This window comes from Deinococcus misasensis DSM 22328, assembly GCF_000745915.1.
In the GTDB taxonomy this organism is placed as follows: Bacteria; Deinococcota; Deinococci; order Deinococcales; family Deinococcaceae; genus Deinococcus_C; species Deinococcus_C misasensis.
This window is the reverse complement of the sequence record NZ_JQKG01000003.1, coordinates 170,795-190,121: the sequence shown is the minus strand read 5'-3', so window position 1 is coordinate 190,121 and position 19,327 is coordinate 170,795. Positions and strand designations below refer to the sequence as shown.

The window sequence follows — 19,327 nt, the reverse complement described above, 5'->3', positions numbered from 1 at the left end:
CGATCTCAGGAGCTGCCATGCTGATCCAGAATGCCCCCAAAACCCCCAAAACCAGAGCCCAAAAAAGCCAGCTCAGGCAGCAAGAAGCCCTGCTTGCCTACCTGCTCATCCTGCCGTCCACCCTCGGGATTCTGGTCTTCGCGGTGTTTCCGATTCTGGCCTCCATGGGCATCTCCATGACCAGTTGGGGCGGATTGACCCAGCCCACCTTTGAGAACTTCAAAAACCAGTTCACAGGGTTGCAAAACTACCAGACGGCCCTGAGTGACGACCGGGTGCTCCGTTCCATTTCCCACACGCTGACCTATGTGCTGCTGTCCGTTCCGGTGGGGGTGGCGGTGTCCCTCGGGATTGCCACCCTGATCCACAACCTGAAATCCAGCTTCCTGAAGACCTTCTTTCGCACCACCTATTATCTGCCGATGGTCACCATCGGGGTGGCGGTGGCCCTGCTCTGGCAACTGATGCTGAACCCTCAGGGCCTGATCAACCTGATGCTGGGCTGGTTTGGCATCAAAGGCCCGAGCTGGCTGGCCTCACCAGAATGGGTGCTGCCCGCAATTGCCCTGTTTTCGGTGTGGCAGGGCTCTGGAACCAGCATCATCCTGTTTCTGACCGCCCTCAGCAACGTCAACAAAGAGCTGTATGAAGCGGCCCAACTGGACGGGGCCACCGGCTGGAACGCTTTCCTGAAAATCACCTTCCCGATGATCAGCCCCACCCTGTTTCTGGTGCTGGTGCTCTCCCTGATTTCCAGCTTGCAGGTCTTTGATGCGGTGCTGGTGATGACCAACGGCGGACCCGGCGATTCCAGCACCACCATCGCGGTGTACATCTACAAAACCGCCTTCCAGTACTTCAAGTACGGCTACTCTGCTGCTCTGGCATGGATCCTGTCGGTCTTCCTGATCGTGCTGACCCTTGTGCAGTGGCGCATGCAAAGGGGCTGGGTGAACCATGACCAACAGTAACAGCCACAATTTCAAAGCCGTCCAGAGCGAAACCCGCAAGAAGACCCGCTTCCCCCTTCCACAACTTCTGATTGTGCTGGTCCTGTCCATCGGTGCACTGATGATCTTTGTTCCGTTCTTCTGGATGGTGTTCACCAGCTTCAAAACCCCCACCGAAGCTTACGCATGGCCTCCGGTCTGGCTGCCCAAAAACTGGAATGGCAGCAACTTTCAGCAGCTCTTTGACACCATCCCCTTCTTCAAGATGTTCCTGAACAGCGTGTGGACCTCTTTTGCCATCGCCACCCTGAACATCCTGACGGCAGCACCTGCGGCTTACGCCTTCGCCCGGCTGCGCTTTCCCGGCAACAACCTGTTTTTCGGGTCCCACCTGCTGTCCATGATCGTGCCGTGGCAAGTCACCCTGATTCCCACCTTCCTGATGGTCAAGCAATTCGGCTGGTACGACTCTTACGCCGCCCTGATCATCCCCAGCATCTCCAACGCTTTCACGGTGTTCTTGCTGTACCAGTTCTTCAAAGGGCTGCCCAAAAGCCTTGAAGAAAGCATCCTCGTGGATGGAGGCACCTGGTTCACCGCCCTGTGGCACATCGGCATTCCGGCCTCCAGAGGGGCAGTTGCGGCTGCGTGGCTGTTCGCGTTCCTCGGGAACTGGCAGAACTTCCTCTGGCCCCTGATCGTGCTGCAATCGCAGGACAAGATGGTGCTTCCGGTGGGTCTGCTGAGCCTGCAAAACCAGTTCTCGGTGAATGTGCCGGTCCTGATGGCCGGCGCCACCCTCTCCAGCCTGCCCACCATCATCGCTTACCTGTTCGTGCAACGTTACCTCACCGATTCCGCCATCACCAGCGGCATCAAAGGATAAAAAGGAGTCTTCATGAAAAACGCACTTGGTCTGACCGTTTCCCTGCTGGCCCTTGGACTTGCTTCCGCCCAGAAAGTCACCATCGAATACGCCACCTGGGATGCCACCCGCCAGAAAACCGATGAAGCCCTGATTGCTGCCTTTGAGAAAGCCAATCCCACCATCGATGTGAAATACAACCTGGTGCCTTGGGGGGTGTACTGGCAGAAAGCCGCCGCCATGACCGCCGGAGGCAGCACCTTCGACGTGATGTGGATGAACCTCGACAACTTCCCGTTCTACCAGTCTCAGGGGGCTCTGGCACCCCTCTCGGTTCCCGAGAAGTCCCTGTCCGGCATCAACAAAAACATGATCGATCCTTACCGGGTGGGAGGCAAACTGTACGGGGTTCCGCTCGGGCCTCAGGCGGTGACGGTGTTCATCAACCGGCAACTGTTCAAAGAGCGCGGGGTGGCGATTCCCACCAATGCGTGGACGTGGGAGCAGATGCTGGACGCCGCCAAGAAGCTCACCTTTGAAAAAGACGGCAAGAAAATCTGGGGCATCAATGCACAGGATCTGCAGGTGGACCTCGAATACGGCATGAGTTTCTACTACTCCAACGGTGGAAAAGGCATCATCAAAAAATCAGGCAACACCTTCAAGGCCAATCTGGACCGCAGCTTCAGTGACACCGCCCAGAAACTCAGCGACCTGATCTACAAGCACAAAGTCAGCGCAGGTCCTGCCGATGTCGGGCAGCAAGGTTACCAGCAGTTTCTGGCCGGACAGGTGGGCATTTTCGTGGAAGGCTCATGGATGGTTCCGGTGTGGTCCCAGAACCCGGACCTCGACTGGGCTTATGCCCCCTTCCCCAGCCTCCAGAAAGGCAAAGCCGCCAAACCGGTGTTCAGTGCCCACGCTCTGGTGGTGCCCGCAGGCAGCAAGAACAAAGAGGCCGCCAGCAAACTGATCGAGTGGCTGAACACCAGCACCCAGGCCCAGAGGATGATCGCCCAGAAAGGCCTGTTGCCCACCCTCGCAGACCAGTACAAAACCCAGTACCTGCAGGCCCTGCCCGGACGCAACGCAGGGGTGGTGTTCGATCAACTGAAAAACAGCGTGATCATCAACAGCGATGTGCGCAACCTCTCGAATCTGCCTGAAGTGCTCACCGCACTCAACACCAGCATGAACCTCGTGTGGACCGGCAACGCCAAAGTGGCCGATGCCGTCAAGAACGCCACCCGAGACATGCAAGACCTGCTCAATCAGGGGAAAGTGATCGGGAGCAACTGATGGACTTTGTGCTCGGGCTGGATGGGGGTGGCAGCAAAACCGCTGCCCTCCTGCTCAGCAACACCGGGGTGGTGCTGGGTCCGTACACCACCTCTGGAATCAATCCTTTTGACAACCCCCTCTGGCAGGACACCCTGATGGACCTGCTGAACACCCTGCCAGAGGTGCACCTGAAAGCGGCCTGCTTTGGCATGCCCGGTTATGGCGAAGTGGAAACGGTGTCCTTGCAGCAACTGGAAACCGTGCAAGCGTGGGCAGGTCCCACCCCCATCTCGGTGATCAACGACGTGCAGGTGGCCTTTGAAGGGGCCTTTTGTGATGGATTCGGCGTCTTGATGCTGGCTGGAACCGGCTCGATGGCATGGGGTTTTGACGGACAACAACACATCCGGGTCGGGGGGTGGGGCGAGAAGCTCGGGGATGAAGGCAGTGCCCACTGGATTGGGCAGCAGGCCCTGAACCTCTTGACCCACACGCTGGACGGCAGGTTACAGGATGACCCGTTCAAACGCCACTTCTCTGGGCACCTTGACCTGAGTCCCACCCACCCGGATCGGGACCTGCTGGGGTGGTATTACGGCTTGCAACACCCCCGGTCACAGGTGGCCGCTCTGGCCCAGCAGGTGGACCAGTTGGCCAGAGCAGGCAACCCCACCGCTTCAAAGATCCTGTCCGAAGCCAGCACCCATCTGGCCCTGCACCTTCAGGCAGCATGGCAAAAGCTGAACCTGCCAGACCGGCCCCTCATTTGGAGCCATGCGGGTTCCCTGTTCAAAAGCCAGCAGGTGCTTGAAGGGGTCCAGCAACACCTGCCCGAGGCAAGGTGGCATCCTCCTGTGTTTCGTCCTCTGTATGGCGCTGTGTGGCATGCCGCGAAAAAGGCAGGCTGGGACCAACCTCTGGAACGGGTGCAGGATGCCGTTTCTTCCGTCGGGCACTCAGGCTGAAAGCCCTCTCTTTTTGCACGCTGCACCCCTCGCACTTTCAGAAGCCGTCTTGTCTTCTTGTCCCTCCTTTCAAACGTCCCGTTGTTTCATGACCACCCCTCAAGACCGCTTCTTCAGAAAGGAAGTCCCATGAACGTCACCGAACAGAGCATCTTTGAGCAGTTCCCCTTCTGGAAATCCGCCCTTGACCTTGAACTTCCCGAGCTTGACCCTCAAAAGCTGACCATTGTGGTGGGCTGTGGAACCTCTTTTTATCTGGCCCAGACGGTCAGTGCCCTGCTGAACCGGCATGGTTTCCGCTCTCAACCGGTGGCAGGCAGCGAATGGACCCACCACGCCAGCAGTTACACCCCCGAGCAGGTGCAAGTGATTGCCCTCTCCAGAAGTGGCGAATCCACCGAAACCATTGAGGCTGTGCAGTACAGCAAACAAAAAGGGTACACCGTCATCGGGATCACCTGCGAAAAAGGCAGCACCCTGGAGCGCATCAGCGACCTGCCGATTTACGCCCGCACCCATGCCAGAGAAGGCATTGTGATGACCTCCTCGGCCAGTTTGATGCTGCTGGTCAGCATGCGCCTGATGGGGATTGGGGTGTCTGAGGCAGACATTGACCGTGCCGAAACTTTCCTGCACCTCGCAGACACCGAAATGACTGCACTCCTGCAAGGCCGTTCCCACTTCGTTTACCTCGGAGGGGGGCACCTGTACGGCATGGCCAACGAAGGGGCCCTCAAGCTGCAAGAGATGAGCCTCAGTTACACGCAGGCGTACCACCCTCTGGAGTACCGTCACGGACCCATCACACTGGTGGATGAACGCACCCTCGCGGTGCTGCTGTACAACGAGGAAACCGCCCCACTGGAGGCCAAACTGGCCTCAGACCTGCAAGCCAAAGGGGCCAGGGTGCTCGGACTTGGCGGTGCAGGGGACGTGTCTCTGGCTTACCCCACCGAAAACAATGAACTTGCAGCCCTGCTCACCCTGCCTGTGCTTCAACTGCTCGGGGAACGTCTGGCGCAACAAAAAGGACTGGACACCACCCAGCCCCGTCACCTGACCAAAGTGGTGGTGCTGTCATGACAGCGGCCCTCAGGCTCAAACCCAAGAACCGTGCAGCCTCCCTGCTGGCCCACGCCAGAGAGCACCGTTACGCCATCGGGGCCTTCAATGCCGTGAACATGGAAACCGCAGAAGCCATCGTTCAGGCAGCAGAACTGGAGAAAGCCCCGGTGATCTTGCAGGTGTCTGAAAACGCTGCCCGTTACGCTGGCCTTGAGCACCTGACCGCCGTGTGCCAGAGCCTCAGGGAGCATGCCAGCATTCCGGTGATCCTGCATTTCGACCATGCTGAAACGCTGGAGAGTGCCCTGACCGCAGTGGCTCTGGGTTACGACATGGTGATGCTGGAAGGAGGCGACCTCGATCTGGATGGCAACGCCAGACGCCTCAAACTGCTCTCCAAAACCGCCCATGCTCTGGGGGTGGCGGTGGAAGGTGAATTTGAAGTCACCCTCAAAGGGGATCGGGACGCCACCCACCTGTCTGCCAGTTTGCTGGAAGACTTCATGAAAGTCTCTGGCGTCGATGCAGTGGCGGTGGACATCGGCACCAGCCACAAACAAACCGAAAAAACCGCAAAGCTGGACCTGCACCACCTGCGCGACCTCGCACGGCACACCGCTGCCCCTCTGGTGCTGCACGGTTCCAGCGGAGCCACCCCCGAGGATTTGCGACTGGCCATCTTTGAAGGCATCTCGAAGGTGAATGTCGCCACCGAACTGATGCTGGAATTCACCCGTGGGGTCCGTGAACAGCTGTCTGACCCCCAACTGTACGATGCGAGAAAGTACCTCGGGTACGCCAGAGAGGTGATGACCGAGCGGGTGCGGACCCTGATTCAGAACTTCGGGAGCAGTGGGCAGGTTTTATGATTGTGGCGCTCACCCCGAATTTGTGCATGGATCGGGTGCTGCATCTGGACCGCCCCATGACCCCGCACAGCCTGCACCGGGTCACACAAGTGCATGAGTACGCTGGAGGCAAAGGGGTGAATCTGGCCCGTGTGGTGCGTGCTCTGGGCGGAGAAGTGCTGCTGGCCGGATTTCTGGGGGGGTTCAATGGCCTGAAGTTCCGGCACCTGATGCAGCAAGAAGGGCTGGATGGGGTTTTTGCAGAGGTGCAGGGCGAAACCCGGGAATGCCAGATCCTGCTGGACGGTTCAGCACACCCCACCGAAGTCTATGAAAAAGGCCCTGAGGTGCAGGTTCAAGACTGGCAGAATTTGCTGGAAAAACTGCCCAGAGGGAGGCTGGCCATTTGTGGAAGTTTCCCCCCCGGCAACCTGCTGGCCCACTTTCCAGCCCTTTTGCACCACCTGTCTGAAAAGCCCGTGGTGGACACCAGTGGCCCGGCCCTGAGCACCGCCCTCGCTGTGGGGGTCAGGCTCTGCAAACCCAATCAGCATGAACTCTCTGGCATTCTGGGAAAAGACATTCACACCGTTCCAGAGGCTTTTGAGGCTGCACTGGACTTGTACCAGAGGCACAAAACCCCCATTTTGCTGACCCTCGGGGAGAAAGGGGCCGCTCTGGTGACCAATCAGGTGCATCACGTGCTTTCCCCTCAGGTGGAGGCCAAAAACCCAATTGGAGCAGGAGACAGCCTGCTCGGGGCTTACCTGTGGGCCACAGAACAGGGATATGGCCCGGAAGATGCCCTCAGGTGGGGCGTGGCTGCAGGGGCAGAGTGTGCCCGCAAAGGGGGAACGGCTTTCGTGACCCGAGCAGGCATCACCGAACTGTATCAGCAAACCCGCCTGTTGCAAGCTTTTTGACCTGATTCCTGCAGAACAGGCGTCAGGCCGTTGACCTTCAGACGGAAGGTCTGTGCGCTCAAACAAAAGCGTGACGGTGTGCTTTTTGCTGACCGCTTGCTCCGTTGACCTGCCCAATCCCACACTTTGAAACGTGCAAAACACCAGAACCACGGAGGCCCGAGGTGTCCGGACCATCCGCAGACTGTACAGCAGACACCCTGCTCAGAGAGGAAAAACCATGACCAAGATCGTCATTCTGGGCGCAGGCAGCGCCGTTTTCGCGCAGCAGATGGTCACCGATGTGCTGTGCATTGCAGGACTGGATGCAGGTGAATTTGCTCTGGTGGACATCGATCCCCTCCGTCTGGAACTGGCCCACCAACTGGCCGAACTGGCGGTGCAAAAATCCGGGAAACCTTTCCGCGTAACGGCCACCACCAACCGCCTTGAAGCCCTTCCAAACACCGATTTCTTGATTTCCTGCATAGAGGTCTCTGGGTTGGAAAATGTCCAGCACGATTACCAGATTCCCCTGAAGTACGGGGTGGACCAGTGCATCGGAGACACCATCGGACCGGGAGGGCTGTTCAAATTCCTGAGGACCGCCCCGAGTTGGCACCAGATCCTGCAAGACATCGAGCGGATCTGCCCGAGGGCCGTGGTGATGAATTACACCAACCCGATGAGCGCTCTGGTGCTGCTGGCCACCCGTGCCACCCCGTTGCAGGTGATCGGGCTGTGCCACAGCGTGCAGGGGACCGCTCAGCAAATTGCTGGGTACCTCGGGGTGGAGGCCCAAAAGTTGCGTTACCAGTGTGCTGGCATCAACCACCTGAGCTGGTTCACCCAACTGGAGGTGGAGGGTCAGGACGTGTACCCGGACCTGATGGCAAAGGCCAGGGTGCCTGAAATCCATGAGCAGGACCCAGTGCGTTTCGAGATGCTGTTGCAACTCGGGGCCTTCACCACCGAATCCAGTGGGCATGTGTCTGAATACACCCCCTACTTTCGCAAGCGCAAAGACCTGATCGAGCGTCACACCCGCGCTGGATACCGGGGCGAGAGCGGTTATTACGCCCACAACTGGCCCCTCTGGCGCGCAAGCCACGACCGGCACGCCCGAGAAACCATCCAGCAGGGTCTGGATGCCCTTGAACTGGAACGCAGCCACGAGTTTGGATCTCAGGTGATCGAAGCCCTGACCCTCGGAAGACCGCAAGTGATTCACGGAAACGTGAAAAACACCGGTCTGATCGAGAACCTTCCTCAGGGGGGATGCGTGGAGGTGGCCTGTTTGCTGGATGCCAACGGCATTCATCCCACCCATTTTGGTCGGCTGCCCGAGCATCTGGCCGCTCTGGACCGCCAGCACATGGCGTTTCATGAACTGGCCGTTGAGGCGGTGCTGCAAGAAGACCGTGAGGCTGCCGTGCACGCCCTGATGCTCGATCCCCTGACCGCAGCGGTATGCTCTTTGCAAGAAGCCCGCAGCATGTTTGATGAACTGGTGGAGGCCCAGCAGGCCCATTTGCCTGCGTTTCTGGTTCGCCATTGAGGTTGCAGGGCCAAGTGTGCCTCGCCCCATCCTGAGCATTTTCCCATTCCAGAGAGGTGTTTTCCATGACCAGACCCATTCAGGCCCTTCTTCTGGGCGCAGGCAGCCGGGGTTACGATGTGTTTGCCCGCTGGGCGCTGCAACATCCCGAGCAACTGCAATTTGTGGCCGTGGCCGATCCAGATCCGGCCAAACGCCAACGCATGATGACCGAGCATGGCATTCCAGAGCACAGAAGTTTCGCCAGTTGGCAGGACGCACTGGAGGCCAACTTGCCCATTCAGGCGGTGGTGAATGCCCTGCCAGACCACCTGCACGAAGCCAGTGCCACCCGTGTGATGGAACTCGGGCATCACCAGTTGCTGGAAAAACCCATCACCAATGACCTGCCCGGCGCAGTGCGGATCGCCAGAGCTGCGGAAGCCTCTGGCAAGGTGTTGATGCTGGCTTATGTGCTCAGGTACACCCCTTTTTTCTCCACGCTGCATGGGGTGGTGCAGTCCGGGCAACTCGGGGAGGTGGTGCACTTCGAGTGGTCGGAGAACGTCTCTGCAATCCATTACAGCCATTCTTTTGTGCGCGGCAACTGGTCCAACACCCAGCGCTCCAGCCCGATGATTCTGGCGAAATGTTCCCATGACCTTGATCAACTGGCATGGATTTTGCCCCAAAAGGTCCAGAGGCTGTCCAGTTTCGGGTCTCTGGTGCACTTCCGGTCCCAGAATGCACCCCAAGGGGCACCAGAGCGCTGTCTGGACGGTTGCCCCGCGGCAGAAAGCTGTGCCTTTCATGCCGCCAAAATTTACCTGAACGATTACGTCCACTGGCCGGTCAATGTGATCAGCACCGACCTGAGCCTGCAAGGGCGCACCAGAGCTTTGCAGGAAGGCCCTTATGGGAAGTGTGTGTACCAGACCGACAACGATGTGGTGGACACGCAGGTGGTGATGTTTGAGCTGGAGGGGGGCGCAACCGGGGTCCTGTCCATGCATGGTCACTCGGGCGAAGAAGGGCGATCTGTGCGGATCGATGGCACCAGAGCCACCTTGCGGGGGGTGTTCACAGACCGCAAGCAGGAAATCTGGCTGGAACCCCATACTTTTGAGACCTCTTATGTGACTGGAGGCCACCCGATTCCCATTGAGGCCCCCAAAGGCACCGCTGGAATGGGCCACGGAGGGGGCGACGATGGGGTGTGTCAGGCTTTCATCGAGGCAGTGCGCTCTGGAAGCCCAGTTCCCACCCGCCAGTATCTGGAAAGCCAGTACCTTGCGTTTGCCATCGAAGAGGCCCGTTTGCAGCGGTCTCTGGTGGACATGGAGGCTTTCAGGGGACGATATGGGTTGGAAGAACCTGTGAAGTCTTTCTGAGGTCAGGGTAGGGGCAAAGTCGCTGGTTAGAGCCGTCAAGAGCCATCAGCCGTCAGCATTCAGCATTCAGCCAGAAGGAAGGTCTTCTTCATTGAAAAACCTGAGAGGGTTTTCTGTTTGGTCTTTGTGCTTTCGAAAGCAAAAGCCTCTGGATCAGCTTTTCGCTGAATGCTGATGGCTGACCGCTGAGCGCTTTTCAGTTGAGGGGCCAAACCCCAGACTTTATGCTTTCTCTGATGCCAAGACATCCACTTCTGCCCCAGCCATGTGCTGGGGTTTTTCAATTCCAATCATTGAACCAGATCTATAAATCATTTTTGATCATAGAAATGATTGACATTGATTGCATGCAGTGATAACTTCAATACAGTTCCATTACGTTTATGACCACGCTTTGATGCACCAACCAGAAGGGAAACTGATTTGCCTGTCCAGAACGGAGAGGCCACCGGAGGTATTGCCTGTGAAAACCATTCGCACCCTGACTTTGCTGCTCACCCTTGGATTGCTTTCCGCTTGTGGAACCACACCACAACCCCCAGAGGCCACCACCACACAACAACAGGCCACCAAAGCCCCCTCCCGCCTGAGGGACAGTCAGGGGAACCTGAAAGTGCTGAATTACGCGACCTTTTACAGCACCCCCACCACCGCAGATCTTGATGAACTGCAAAAACGGGACATTGCTTTCGTGCAGCCCAACGCGGTCAGCAACGAAAACATTCAGGCGCTGCAAACCATCGGGTATGCCATCTCTTACCTTTCCATCGGAGAAATCGGCATTTACAACACCTACTACATCAATGGGGTGCCCAAACTGGGATGGGAACTCCTCGGGTGGGACAAGGGCGATCCCCAGAACCACACCATTGTGGGAACGCCAGTGATTCCAGCTTCATGGGTGGTCGGCATGAACAAAAGCTATCAGGCACCCATGCTGGACCTCACCAACCCCGGTGCCAGAGCCTTTCTGGTGTCACAGGCACAGGCGCTCTGGAGTAGGCAGTTTGATGGCTTGTTCCTGGACACCGCAGATGATGCAGAATTTTTCGGTGCAGGCACCCCCAGCACGGTTTTTGAAAACGAAAACCTGATCCTGTATGCCAGCCGCCCCAGTTACGCACAGATGCGGGCAGGGTACATCACAACCATCAAAGCGCTCAGGGAAGCCTACCCGAGCGGCATTCTGGTGCAAAACGGTGGTTTTGATCTGGTGCTGGACAGTGAGAACAGTGGAGACGGCACCGAAGGTTACATTGATGCCGTCATGCACGAGGTGGCCACCACCCGTTACCTTCCCCCGAGCACCACGCAGACCAACCCCACCTTGAATGGGGCCAATTACCTGAGCTGGAACACGTATTATGCCCAGACCCCAGAGCCACAACGCACCAACGATCAGAATTACCGCATCAACCGTGACCAGCACGCCGATGCTTACCTTGCTCGGGGTGGGGTGGTTTTTGCACAGGATTTTGCCACACCAGACCGCACCGACCTCGCCTGCCTGTCTTACGAGGTGTCCCGTGCCCACGGCTGGATTCCGGCTTACTCGGATGCATACTTCCAGAAGCTGTTCAGCTACCCGGACAGCACCGCACAGATCCGCAGTTTCAGTGGTTGCAGCAATTACACCTACAAGAACGCTTCAGACTTTTCGGTGGTGTTTCAGCCCCGAGCGCTGACCAGCAAACCCGGCAGTGTCAGCACCGCCATCCTCAATGTGGGGGCCGTGAACGGGTACACCAGTCCAGTGAAATTGCGGTTTGGGAAAATGCCCTCTGGGGTGACGGGAAGTTTCAGTGCCACACAGGTGACACCCGGCCCAAACACACAGGTCACCCTGACCATGAACATCGCCAGCGCCACCCCCCTGAAAACCTACATCGTGCCAGTGATTGCCAGCAGTGCTGGAGCGAGCATGCGGTACGACCTGCGCCTGAATGTGGTGAACGTCAATGGGGAAACAGTGTGGGTGGCCAATGCCGGGAATGGCACCGTCTCGGCTTTTGATTCGCAGGCCAACCTGACCGCAAGCAGCACCGAAAACCGCAAAGCCAGCAACATCTCCCAGCCTTATGACATTGCGGTGGCCCCGGATGGAACCCAGTTTGTGGTGGAAAATGTGGGCAACCCGGCTGCACCTCAACCTGCTGGACGGGTCCTGAAATACGCCCCTTTCAGCCTGAGCGAGCCCATGCAAATCCTGAGTGGCCTGAATTACCCGACCAGTGCAGCTCTGGACAGCACAGGAAACCTCTGGGTGGTCAGCAGTGCACTTGACTGGTCAGGAGCGGCCAGAGGAACCCCCAGAATCAGCCGTTTTGCCCCCGGATCCTCCACCGAAACCTCTGGTTTCAATTTTCCTGCGGGCACTTATGGTTATCCCTTCCGGGCAGCCATCGACAGCCAGAACCGCCTGTGGGTCAGCACCACTTACGGACTCATCACCCTGTTTGCCAACCCCCTGACGGCCTCAGGCAGTGCTCCCGATCTGGTGTGGCAGGTCTCTGGCCTGAACCCCAAAGGGCTGACGTTTGATGGGCAGAACAACCTGTACGTGGTGGGCAACGATGGACCCAACAGCAAAGCGGTGAAACTCAGCACCCTCAACCTGATTTCCAGTCCATACACAGCAAACGCCGATTCCAGAGTGCTGGCCACTTACACCTCTGGCCTTTTCAGCCCGTTTGATGTGGATGTGGACAGCTTGGGCAACCTGTGGGTGGTCAATTCCACCAACAGCACTGGAAGCGGAGCAGGCAGCGTGGTGCGTTTCCCTGCCGTTTCAGGCATCCCGGCCAACACCCCCAATCTGTTGTTGAATGGCCCAACGCAGTACACGCTGGGCATTGCGGTCTCTCATCCACTGTGATCTTCTGAGTTATGAATTTCTGAGTTGTGATCTTTTCTGTTGCAAAGGAGCATGTATGAAAAAGTTGGTTTCATTGCTGTGCGTTGTTTCTCTGGTTTCCTGTGCCCAGACCCTCTCTGCTGAAACCCCAAGCAGGCAGGCGGTCCCCGATGTGTTCGCCTCTCCACAGGTGCCCAGAAGCTGGGATTACCGCATCGCTCAGGTGTTGACCTCCTCGGCATCGCAGGTGGTCAGTCAGGACGCATGGAACGCCACCCCCAGCAGCGTTGCCAGCCTGCATGCCGCTTCCAAAGCCGTGTTGTGTTACTTCAGTGCAGGCACCTGGGAGTACGACAACTTCAGTCGCCTGAACATCAACAAAGTGCTCACCAACGGCTCGGGCAATCTCTCAGAAGCACAGGCGGTCTCTCTGGCCATTCAGGCAGGCAAAAGCAGTTACACCTACGGAGGCCAGACCAGACAGATGACCGGAGACCAGCTCACTTTCAAGAAACTGGCTGGCAGCCAGCTTCCCGGCTGGGATGAATACGTTTACAAGATTGCAGGATTCACCGCCTCCAGCAGCACCGCTGAACACATCCTGCTGAGGCGCATCCTCACCGAGCACATGCAACGGGTGAAAACGCTGGGATGTGAGGCCATCGAACCGGACAACATTGACGCCCACAAGAATGTCTCGGGCATCACAGCCACCGACCAGTACAACTTCAATGTGTGGCTCGCCAACACCGCACACAGCATGGGCCTGAAGATCCTCCTGAAAAACGACCTCGGGCAAATTGCCGATGGTGCCGCAGAGGTTCCAGCAGGCAAACCCGGACTTGCCCGGATTTTTGACGGCATCATCAACGAAGAGTGCTTCAAGTATCAGGAGTGCGGGGAAATGAAGCCTTTCAGGGACCTGAACAAGCCCATTTTTGTGCGCGAATACCTGGTGACCAACTGCACCACTTTCAAAAGTGGCCGTTACAGCAGCAGTGACACCCGAACCCGGGTGCAGGTGGCAAGCAGCCTGAAGCTGAACGTCTCGGGTTCAAAATACGACAACGGTGGTTCTCCTGACGCAAACGCCAACCCGACCACCTGTGCTTTTGGCACCTGGTGATCTGAACGGCTTCAGAGGCTGGAGGGGTGACCTTCCAGCCTTTCCCCTGTGATTTTGTTGTGATCTGAGAACCTGCCAGAGCCCTCCCAGCAACCCTCTGGGGGCATCTGCCCCGAGGTCCGGGATTATGCTGCGTGTGGCACAGACCGCAGGGTTTTGAACTGGGGCATTCCCCACCCCATGGGCAAACCCTAAGACAGACTTTATTTTTCAAATCCTGCCCAAATCAAAAATATATATGGTATAAAGTGAGCCGACTGCTACTTTACTTCGCCGCGAAAGGACCAAATGAGAAAATTCTTCCGCTTGCCAGATGTATACAATCCCGTCCTGCACGCCCTTCAACAGGCCCCCGGCGTTCAGGATCAGGAGCATGCACTGCAAACCAGCGGAAAAACACAGCATGGTCTGCTCAGCAGAAAGTGATGTCCCCCTCGGGAAAAACCCGAGAGTGTACAGGGGTGGATCGTCCACCCGACCGAACCACAGGAATCCCCGTGAATCTGCACGGAAACACGGTCCCAAGGAGAATGCATGAAAAAGTCCATCGTTTTAATGGCCGCCTTGATGTCCACCTCTTTCGCCGCTCCTTACGTGTGGTCTGCCAACGTGACCACCAGCAAGCCCAGCGAAGTGAAAACCGGTGGCACCCTGCGCATGGTCCAGCTCAAAGACTTCGACACCTACAACCCCTTCACTTCTCAGGGCCGTCCCAGCCTGCCCGAGCTGCATGACGGTGAAGGCGGACTGATCAAAATTGATCCCGTCAGTGGCGACTACGAGCCTTACATGGCCGACAAAATGACCATCTCCAAAGATGGACGCACCTTCACCTTCACCCTGCGTCCCGAACTGAAGTGGTCCGATGGTCAGGCCATCACCGCCGACGACTTCATCAGCACCCTGAACATCATTGCCGATGAAAAAGTGGGCGACAGCCTGTACTCTTACCTCTACGAAGGGGACAAGAAAGTCACCTGGAAGAAACTGGGCAACCTGTCCCTTTCCATCACTTTCCCTGCCAAAACCATCCAAAACCTGGAGACCATCTCCTACCTGAACCCCCGTCCTGACCACGTGTTTGGTGCGACCTACCGCTCCAAAGGCGCAGAAGGTGTCAAGGCGCTCTGGGACCTGAAGACCGATCCCAAAGACCTCGTGGTGGCTGGCCCCTGGAAAGTGGAACGTTACGTGCTCGGTGAGCGCGTGGTGCTGACCAAAAACAAATACTTCGGCGACTGGAACAAGGACAGTGCTGGACGCGCCTTGCCCTACATCAACAGCCTGCAATACAACATCGTGCCTGACCAGAACGCCGCTCTGGCCCAGTTCCTCGCTGGCAACACCGACATCTACGCCCCCAGCAACCGCGATCAGCTCTCCCAGATCGCTGAAGCCAAAAAAGGCGGCAAGCTGGACGTGGAAATTGCAGCCAACGTCGGACCACAAACCTCTGTGGACATGATGTACTTCAACATGAACAAATCCAGCGATCCTGTCAAACAGGGCTGGTTCCGTGACAAGCGCTTCCGTCAGGCCATGAGCATGCTGGTCAACAAAGAAGCCATGATCGATCAGGTGCTGGGTGGCTTCGGTTTCGCAGCCTGGACCAGCGTGTACCCCCTGTACAAAGACTGGGTTGCCCCCAACGTCGACAAGTACAAGTACAACCCCGCTGGCGCAGCCAAACTGCTTGCACAGATGGGCTTCAAGAAAGGCAAAGATGGCATGCTGCAAGACAGCAAAGGCCGCAAACTGTCTTTCATCCTGATCACCAACTCTGAGAACAACCGCCGTCAGCAACTGGCCCGTCTGTTCGCCGACGAAGCCAAAAAAGTGGGTGTGGATGTCAAAACCAACTTCATCCCCTTCAACCAGTTGCTGGACACCGTTGGACCAGAGGGTGACGCTGCCAAACTGGACCGCAAATTCGATGTGGCCATCAGCGGTCTGAGCGGTGGTGGATTCATCAACCCCGTCGGTGTGGCTGCTGTGCTCCAGTGCGGTGGTGACCTGAACAACTACAACGCTTCCAAGAAGTGCATCGCTCCCTGGGAAACCCAGATGTACAACCTCTACCTGCAAAGCCGCAAAGAGTTTGACATCAACAAGCGCAAGGCCATCGCCAACAAGATTCAGGCCCTGCAAGCCGAAAACCTCGGCAACATCTACCTGGTGAGCCAGAGCGCCCACTACGCCTGGGACAGCCGTCTGCAAGGTGAATTGCCCAAGAAACTCGCCACCCCCCTGTGGGCCAGCAGCTACTTCGGTCTGCGTTACGGCGTGCTGAGCTGGATCAACGAGAAGTAAATTTCAACATGTGCTGTGCTGCGCGAGGACATCCTCGCGCAGTTTTTTTGAGGGGTCAAAAGGATTTGAGGTGACTTGCTGCGTTTAACAGTGAAACAGAAGGATTCACAAGAATCCTTCTATTTCAAACAACACGACCTCAAGCATCAACCTCTTATTGCTCTGTCAAATGCTTTGAAATGAACTTTCGCACCGCTTCCCACACTTCGGTGCCTCCGATTTCTGCACGCTCTGGACGCAGGATGCTGGCCCCATGTACCCCCATCAGGGACGGCACAACCTGAATCTTGTTGGGGCTTTTGATGGCTTCGAAGACTTCCTTTGCAGCCTCCACTTCACTGGACGCTTTTGCACTGCTGATGAACACCGCTGATTTGTCCAGTTTGCCCAGTTTTTCCACCATCAGGTCTTTGTCGCCAGACAGGGTCGGAGAAAAGCTGAGCACCCCCTGCACCTCGGGATGGACGGCAGCCGCCTGCAACACCAGCATCGCAGAGTAACTGCTGCCCACCAACCAGACAGGCAGGTTGGGGTGTTGGGTTTTGGCCCAGAGGATTGCGGCTTCCACATCTGGCATGGCTTCATCGTAGAAGTAGCCTCCACCATTCACCCGGATGGTGTCGTTGCCTGCACCAAACAGGGTTCCACCCACCCGCTGGTCCACCGCCAGAGCCACAAAACCCAATTTCACAAACTCGGGCGCGATGGGGGCATACTCGGTTTTGTTGGAATGGGCCTGATGGACAGCAGCACAACCGCCTTTGCTTCTGGATTGGGGTACTCAAGGGCGTGGATGGTCAGGTCGTCGGAGGTGGGAAAGGTCACGGCATTCTGGGCGGATGCAGCACCCAGTCCCAGAACAAGCGTCAGGGTGAGCAGGGATTTCGATAGGGATTTCGACATGGGATTCCTTTCATCAGAAAGCAGGGAAATGGAACCAAACGACAGCAAAACAGCATCCAGCATGACTTGAACGGTCATGGCCTGAACAGAAGTGATGCTCGGGTTGGGCTTCAAAAGCAGTATCGCGCAACCCCATTCAAATGTCCAATAGGATTTTTACCCTCGATTGATATGACTTTAATATGAATCTGAAACGGGTCAGTGGGGTTGCTTGGTGACCGAAATGTTGTGTTTCACCCAAGCAAGCGTGATCCACATGTGTCCCAAGAAAAAAGCCAGAGGATGTGCTCCTCTGGCTTGATGGATCAAAACCTTCGGTCCTTCACTCAGTCGTCTGAGCCCTCGTGCTCCTCCTCCAGAGAGATGCGCACCGCATGGAAGTATCCCAGTCCGTTTTTGGTGTCTTCGTATTTCACTTCCACCTTCAGACCGTCTTTGAGGTCCGCAAGGGTCCCCTTGGTGCCTCCCAGATCCACGATGGTGGTGCCATCCACATAGAAGCTGAGGTCTCCGACCTGGAAACTGCCCTTCACAGGGTCCAGACTGCCCAGCAAACCGGTGGTTTCATGGTCGGCAATCTCGGTCTCGGGTTTTTCGAACTCCACTTCCAGTCGGGTGGCGTGAATCAGTTTGGGGTTGCTGGCATCCAGGGTGCCTTTGACCTCCACGCGATCCCCTTCGCTGAAACCCTCTGGCAGGGTCAGGGCACTGAAGTCGATGGTGTAATCCCCGAGCAGGAAGGTTTTGCTTTCCAGGTTGAGGGTGGAAACCACACCCACCAACTCGTTTTGCTCGTGGTGCTCCTCGTGTTCGGCATCTTCCACATGCACTTTGCTGGCGGTGACGGTGGTGCCTTCAAGGGTGCCTTCCACCTCCACGATGGCCTGATCGGCCAGAGTGCCTCGTACATCTGCGCTGCCGTACAGCACCCGGTAGGTTTTGATGTCAAACAGTTTGTCGGTGGTGTTCAGGTTGCTGACGTTGCCCCTCAGACCGACTTCGTGCTTTTCGGATTCGGTTTCAGTGTCTTCAATTTCAATGCGGGTGGCCAGCAGTCCGGTGGCGGTTGGGGTGGCGTACACCTCTACAACTGCACCCACGGTCACATCGGCAAGAACGGCGTTGGCAAAGGTGCCTTTTCCGGTCTCTTTGACGATTTCGGTCAGGGCATCCACAGTCACGGTTTGCCCGAGCACCGTCAGGCTGTCGCTGGTGGTGGCGCTGACTGGACCTTTGATTTCGCGTTGCAGGTCGGCATCTTCAACGTGGTAGCCTTTGTCGTCCAATGTGGCGGTGCCCTGAATGATGGTTCCGGCCTGCACATCTGTTTTGGTGGTGACCGTGCCATTTTTGGTGATGGTGGCCGAATCGAGCAGCAAGGCTTTGCCATTGAACATCAGGGTTCCTGCACTCTGGGTCACGATGCCGTTGATGCCAACGGTTGGTGCGGTGACAGAAGGGGTGGTGCTGCATGCGGTGATGGCCAGTGCCAGACCCATCAGTGTGAGGGCTTTGGATCGGTTCATGGGTTGCCTCCTGTGGTTCAATGTAAAGGCTTTTGCTGATGTGAATCTGATCAAATCAGAAGCAAAATCAGCCTGTGAGACGCAAAACAGCACAAAGCGCAAGCGACAAAAAAAGCGCTTACAGAGATGAAATATTATTGTTTACACCTTACTTGTTACACTTTTATCACAACCTCCTGAGCCGTGCATGAAAGCAGAAGGCGTGCTCAGTCTGCATCTCCATCCTGCGTGGCCTCTGTCCCCTTTTCGTTTTCACCCTCTGTTCCTCCTTCTGCACCACCAAAAGTGGCTTGCAAGCCCAGCACAAGTTGGGCCGTTTCTGCAACGGTCAAACGGGCCTCAGGGTGCATGGGCAGGTAGGTTTTCTCGGGCATTTTTCCTTCCTGAACAGCTTCTGCGGCCTCATCGGCATCTTCACCGTAACCCGAGGCATTCACATTGAATTTGCTGCGCCCCTCATCCACATGGTTTTGCACCAGCCAGGACATGGGGGCCACATTCGAATACCACGGCCACACCGTCTGGTTGCTGTGGCAATCCTGACAGGCCCGGTTGAACAGGGCTTCGGTGGTGGGACTGTCCCATTTGGGTTGGGTCTGCACAGCAGGATTGTTGTGGGCATGACCATAAGGCACCAGTTGAATCAACACAAAGGCAGCCCCGAGCACCAGACCTGCGGTTTTCCAGAAGGTGTTGTGTTTTGACATGGGGTTTCCTTTTCATCCAGCAAAACAGAGACTTGGCGGTGCTGGTGGGGTCCAGCATCCCTCTGAAACCAGCTTAGAATGGGAAAATAAACAAAAG

16 protein-coding genes are annotated in these 19,327 nt (G+C 56.9%); 12 read left to right on the top strand and 4 right to left on the bottom strand.

Annotation, left to right across the window (positions count from 1 at the left end):
- The first annotated feature begins 17 nt into the window (after nucleotides 1-17).
- The 12 genes from Q371_RS03995 to Q371_RS03930 all read left to right on the top strand — a co-directional run bounded on the left by Q371_RS03995 (nucleotide 18) and on the right by Q371_RS03930 (nucleotide 16,094).
- The gene (locus Q371_RS03995; RefSeq protein WP_051963185.1) at nucleotides 18-971 is read left to right on the top strand and encodes a carbohydrate ABC transporter permease; all 954 of its coding nucleotides are present in this window, start codon (nucleotides 18-20) and stop codon (nucleotides 969-971) included.
- Nucleotides 958-1,836, top strand: a complete 879-nt coding sequence (locus tag Q371_RS03990; protein WP_034336389.1) for a carbohydrate ABC transporter permease — start codon at nucleotides 958-960, stop codon at nucleotides 1,834-1,836. Before Q371_RS03995 ends, Q371_RS03990 begins: the two co-directional genes overlap by 14 nt.
- A gap of 12 nt (nucleotides 1,837-1,848) precedes the next feature.
- Nucleotides 1,849-3,114, top strand: a complete 1,266-nt coding sequence (locus Q371_RS03985; RefSeq protein ID WP_034336387.1) for an ABC transporter substrate-binding protein — start codon at nucleotides 1,849-1,851, stop codon at nucleotides 3,112-3,114.
- The gene (locus Q371_RS03980) at nucleotides 3,114-4,061 is read left to right on the top strand and encodes an N-acetylglucosamine kinase (protein ID WP_034336385.1); all 948 of its coding nucleotides are present in this window, start codon (nucleotides 3,114-3,116) and stop codon (nucleotides 4,059-4,061) included. The genes Q371_RS03985 and Q371_RS03980 overlap by 1 nt, the downstream gene beginning before the upstream one ends.
- A gap of 129 nt (nucleotides 4,062-4,190) precedes the next feature.
- Complete coding sequence (locus Q371_RS03975) at nucleotides 4,191-5,144, top strand: SIS domain-containing protein (RefSeq protein ID WP_034336382.1); 954 nt, start codon at nucleotides 4,191-4,193, stop codon at nucleotides 5,142-5,144.
- Nucleotides 5,141-5,995: a class II fructose-bisphosphate aldolase gene (locus Q371_RS03970; protein WP_051963183.1), complete on the top strand. Its 855-nt coding sequence runs from the start codon at nucleotides 5,141-5,143 to the stop codon at nucleotides 5,993-5,995. The genes Q371_RS03975 and Q371_RS03970 overlap by 4 nt, the downstream gene beginning before the upstream one ends.
- On the top strand, nucleotides 5,992-6,897 hold the full coding sequence (locus Q371_RS03965) for a 1-phosphofructokinase family hexose kinase (RefSeq protein ID WP_034336379.1): 906 nt from the start codon (nucleotides 5,992-5,994) through the stop codon (nucleotides 6,895-6,897). Before Q371_RS03970 ends, Q371_RS03965 begins: the two co-directional genes overlap by 4 nt.
- Before the next feature lie 220 nt (nucleotides 6,898-7,117).
- Nucleotides 7,118-8,434, top strand: a complete 1,317-nt coding sequence (melA, locus tag Q371_RS03960) for an alpha-galactosidase (protein WP_034336570.1) — start codon at nucleotides 7,118-7,120, stop codon at nucleotides 8,432-8,434.
- Between the two features lie 65 nt (nucleotides 8,435-8,499).
- Nucleotides 8,500-9,804 (top strand): Gfo/Idh/MocA family protein, encoded by a 1,305-nt coding sequence (locus Q371_RS03955; RefSeq protein WP_034336376.1) that lies wholly within the window; start codon nucleotides 8,500-8,502, stop codon nucleotides 9,802-9,804.
- 463 nt (nucleotides 9,805-10,267) lie between these two features.
- Nucleotides 10,268-12,679, top strand: a complete 2,412-nt coding sequence (locus tag Q371_RS03945; protein ID WP_034336371.1) for a hypothetical protein — start codon at nucleotides 10,268-10,270, stop codon at nucleotides 12,677-12,679.
- 55 nt (nucleotides 12,680-12,734) lie between these two features.
- Nucleotides 12,735-13,784, top strand: coding sequence for an endo alpha-1,4 polygalactosaminidase (locus tag Q371_RS25275; RefSeq protein ID WP_051963181.1), 1,050 nt, complete (start codon nucleotides 12,735-12,737; stop codon nucleotides 13,782-13,784).
- A 534-nt stretch (nucleotides 13,785-14,318) separates the two neighbouring features.
- Nucleotides 14,319-16,094 carry an ABC transporter substrate-binding protein gene (locus Q371_RS03930; RefSeq protein ID WP_034336366.1) on the top strand — a complete coding sequence of 592 codons (1,776 nt, stop codon included), beginning with the start codon at nucleotides 14,319-14,321 and terminating at the stop codon, nucleotides 16,092-16,094.
- Between the two features lie 154 nt (nucleotides 16,095-16,248).
- Here the strand turns inward: Q371_RS03930 and Q371_RS03925 are convergent, their stop codons facing one another.
- The 4 genes from Q371_RS03925 to Q371_RS03910 form a co-directional block, all read right to left on the bottom strand.
- Entirely contained in the window at nucleotides 16,249-16,800 is a 552-nt protein-coding gene (locus Q371_RS03925) for an alpha/beta hydrolase family protein (RefSeq protein WP_245618217.1), read from the bottom strand.
- Entirely contained in the window at nucleotides 16,782-16,997 is a 216-nt protein-coding gene (locus Q371_RS03920) for a hypothetical protein (RefSeq protein ID WP_157442501.1), read from the bottom strand. Before Q371_RS03920 ends, Q371_RS03925 begins: the two co-directional genes overlap by 19 nt.
- A 326-nt stretch (nucleotides 16,998-17,323) precedes the next feature.
- Nucleotides 17,324-18,523 (bottom strand): DUF5666 domain-containing protein, encoded by a 1,200-nt coding sequence (locus tag Q371_RS03915; protein ID WP_034336360.1) that lies wholly within the window; start codon nucleotides 18,521-18,523, stop codon nucleotides 17,324-17,326.
- Between the two features lie 206 nt (nucleotides 18,524-18,729).
- Nucleotides 18,730-19,230 carry a heme-binding domain-containing protein gene (locus Q371_RS03910; RefSeq protein ID WP_034336357.1) on the bottom strand — a complete coding sequence of 167 codons (501 nt, stop codon included), beginning with the start codon at nucleotides 19,228-19,230 and terminating at the stop codon, nucleotides 18,730-18,732.
- Nucleotides 19,231-19,327: the final 97 nt, after the last annotated feature.

Coding starts and splice junctions, on each gene's coding strand:
- Q371_RS03995 (WP_051963185.1), top strand. CDS start 18: ATGCTGATCCAGAATGCCCCCAAAACCCCCAAAACCAGAGCCCAAAAA.
- Q371_RS03990 (WP_034336389.1), top strand. CDS start 958: ATGACCAACAGTAACAGCCACAATTTCAAAGCCGTCCAGAGCGAAACC.
- Q371_RS03985 (WP_034336387.1), top strand. CDS start 1,849: ATGAAAAACGCACTTGGTCTGACCGTTTCCCTGCTGGCCCTTGGACTT.
- Q371_RS03980 (WP_034336385.1), top strand. CDS start 3,114: ATGGACTTTGTGCTCGGGCTGGATGGGGGTGGCAGCAAAACCGCTGCC.
- Q371_RS03975 (WP_034336382.1), top strand. CDS start 4,191: ATGAACGTCACCGAACAGAGCATCTTTGAGCAGTTCCCCTTCTGGAAA.
- Q371_RS03970 (WP_051963183.1), top strand. CDS start 5,141: ATGACAGCGGCCCTCAGGCTCAAACCCAAGAACCGTGCAGCCTCCCTG.
- Q371_RS03965 (WP_034336379.1), top strand. CDS start 5,992: ATGATTGTGGCGCTCACCCCGAATTTGTGCATGGATCGGGTGCTGCAT.
- melA (WP_034336570.1), top strand. CDS start 7,118: ATGACCAAGATCGTCATTCTGGGCGCAGGCAGCGCCGTTTTCGCGCAG.
- Q371_RS03955 (WP_034336376.1), top strand. CDS start 8,500: ATGACCAGACCCATTCAGGCCCTTCTTCTGGGCGCAGGCAGCCGGGGT.
- Q371_RS25275 (WP_051963181.1), top strand. CDS start 12,735: ATGAAAAAGTTGGTTTCATTGCTGTGCGTTGTTTCTCTGGTTTCCTGT.
- Q371_RS03930 (WP_034336366.1), top strand. CDS start 14,319: ATGAAAAAGTCCATCGTTTTAATGGCCGCCTTGATGTCCACCTCTTTC.
- Q371_RS03920 (WP_157442501.1), bottom strand. CDS start 16,997: ATGTCGAAATCCCTATCGAAATCCCTGCTCACCCTGACGCTTGTTCTG.
- Q371_RS03915 (WP_034336360.1), bottom strand. CDS start 18,523: ATGAACCGATCCAAAGCCCTCACACTGATGGGTCTGGCACTGGCCATC.
- Q371_RS03910 (WP_034336357.1), bottom strand. CDS start 19,230: ATGTCAAAACACAACACCTTCTGGAAAACCGCAGGTCTGGTGCTCGGG.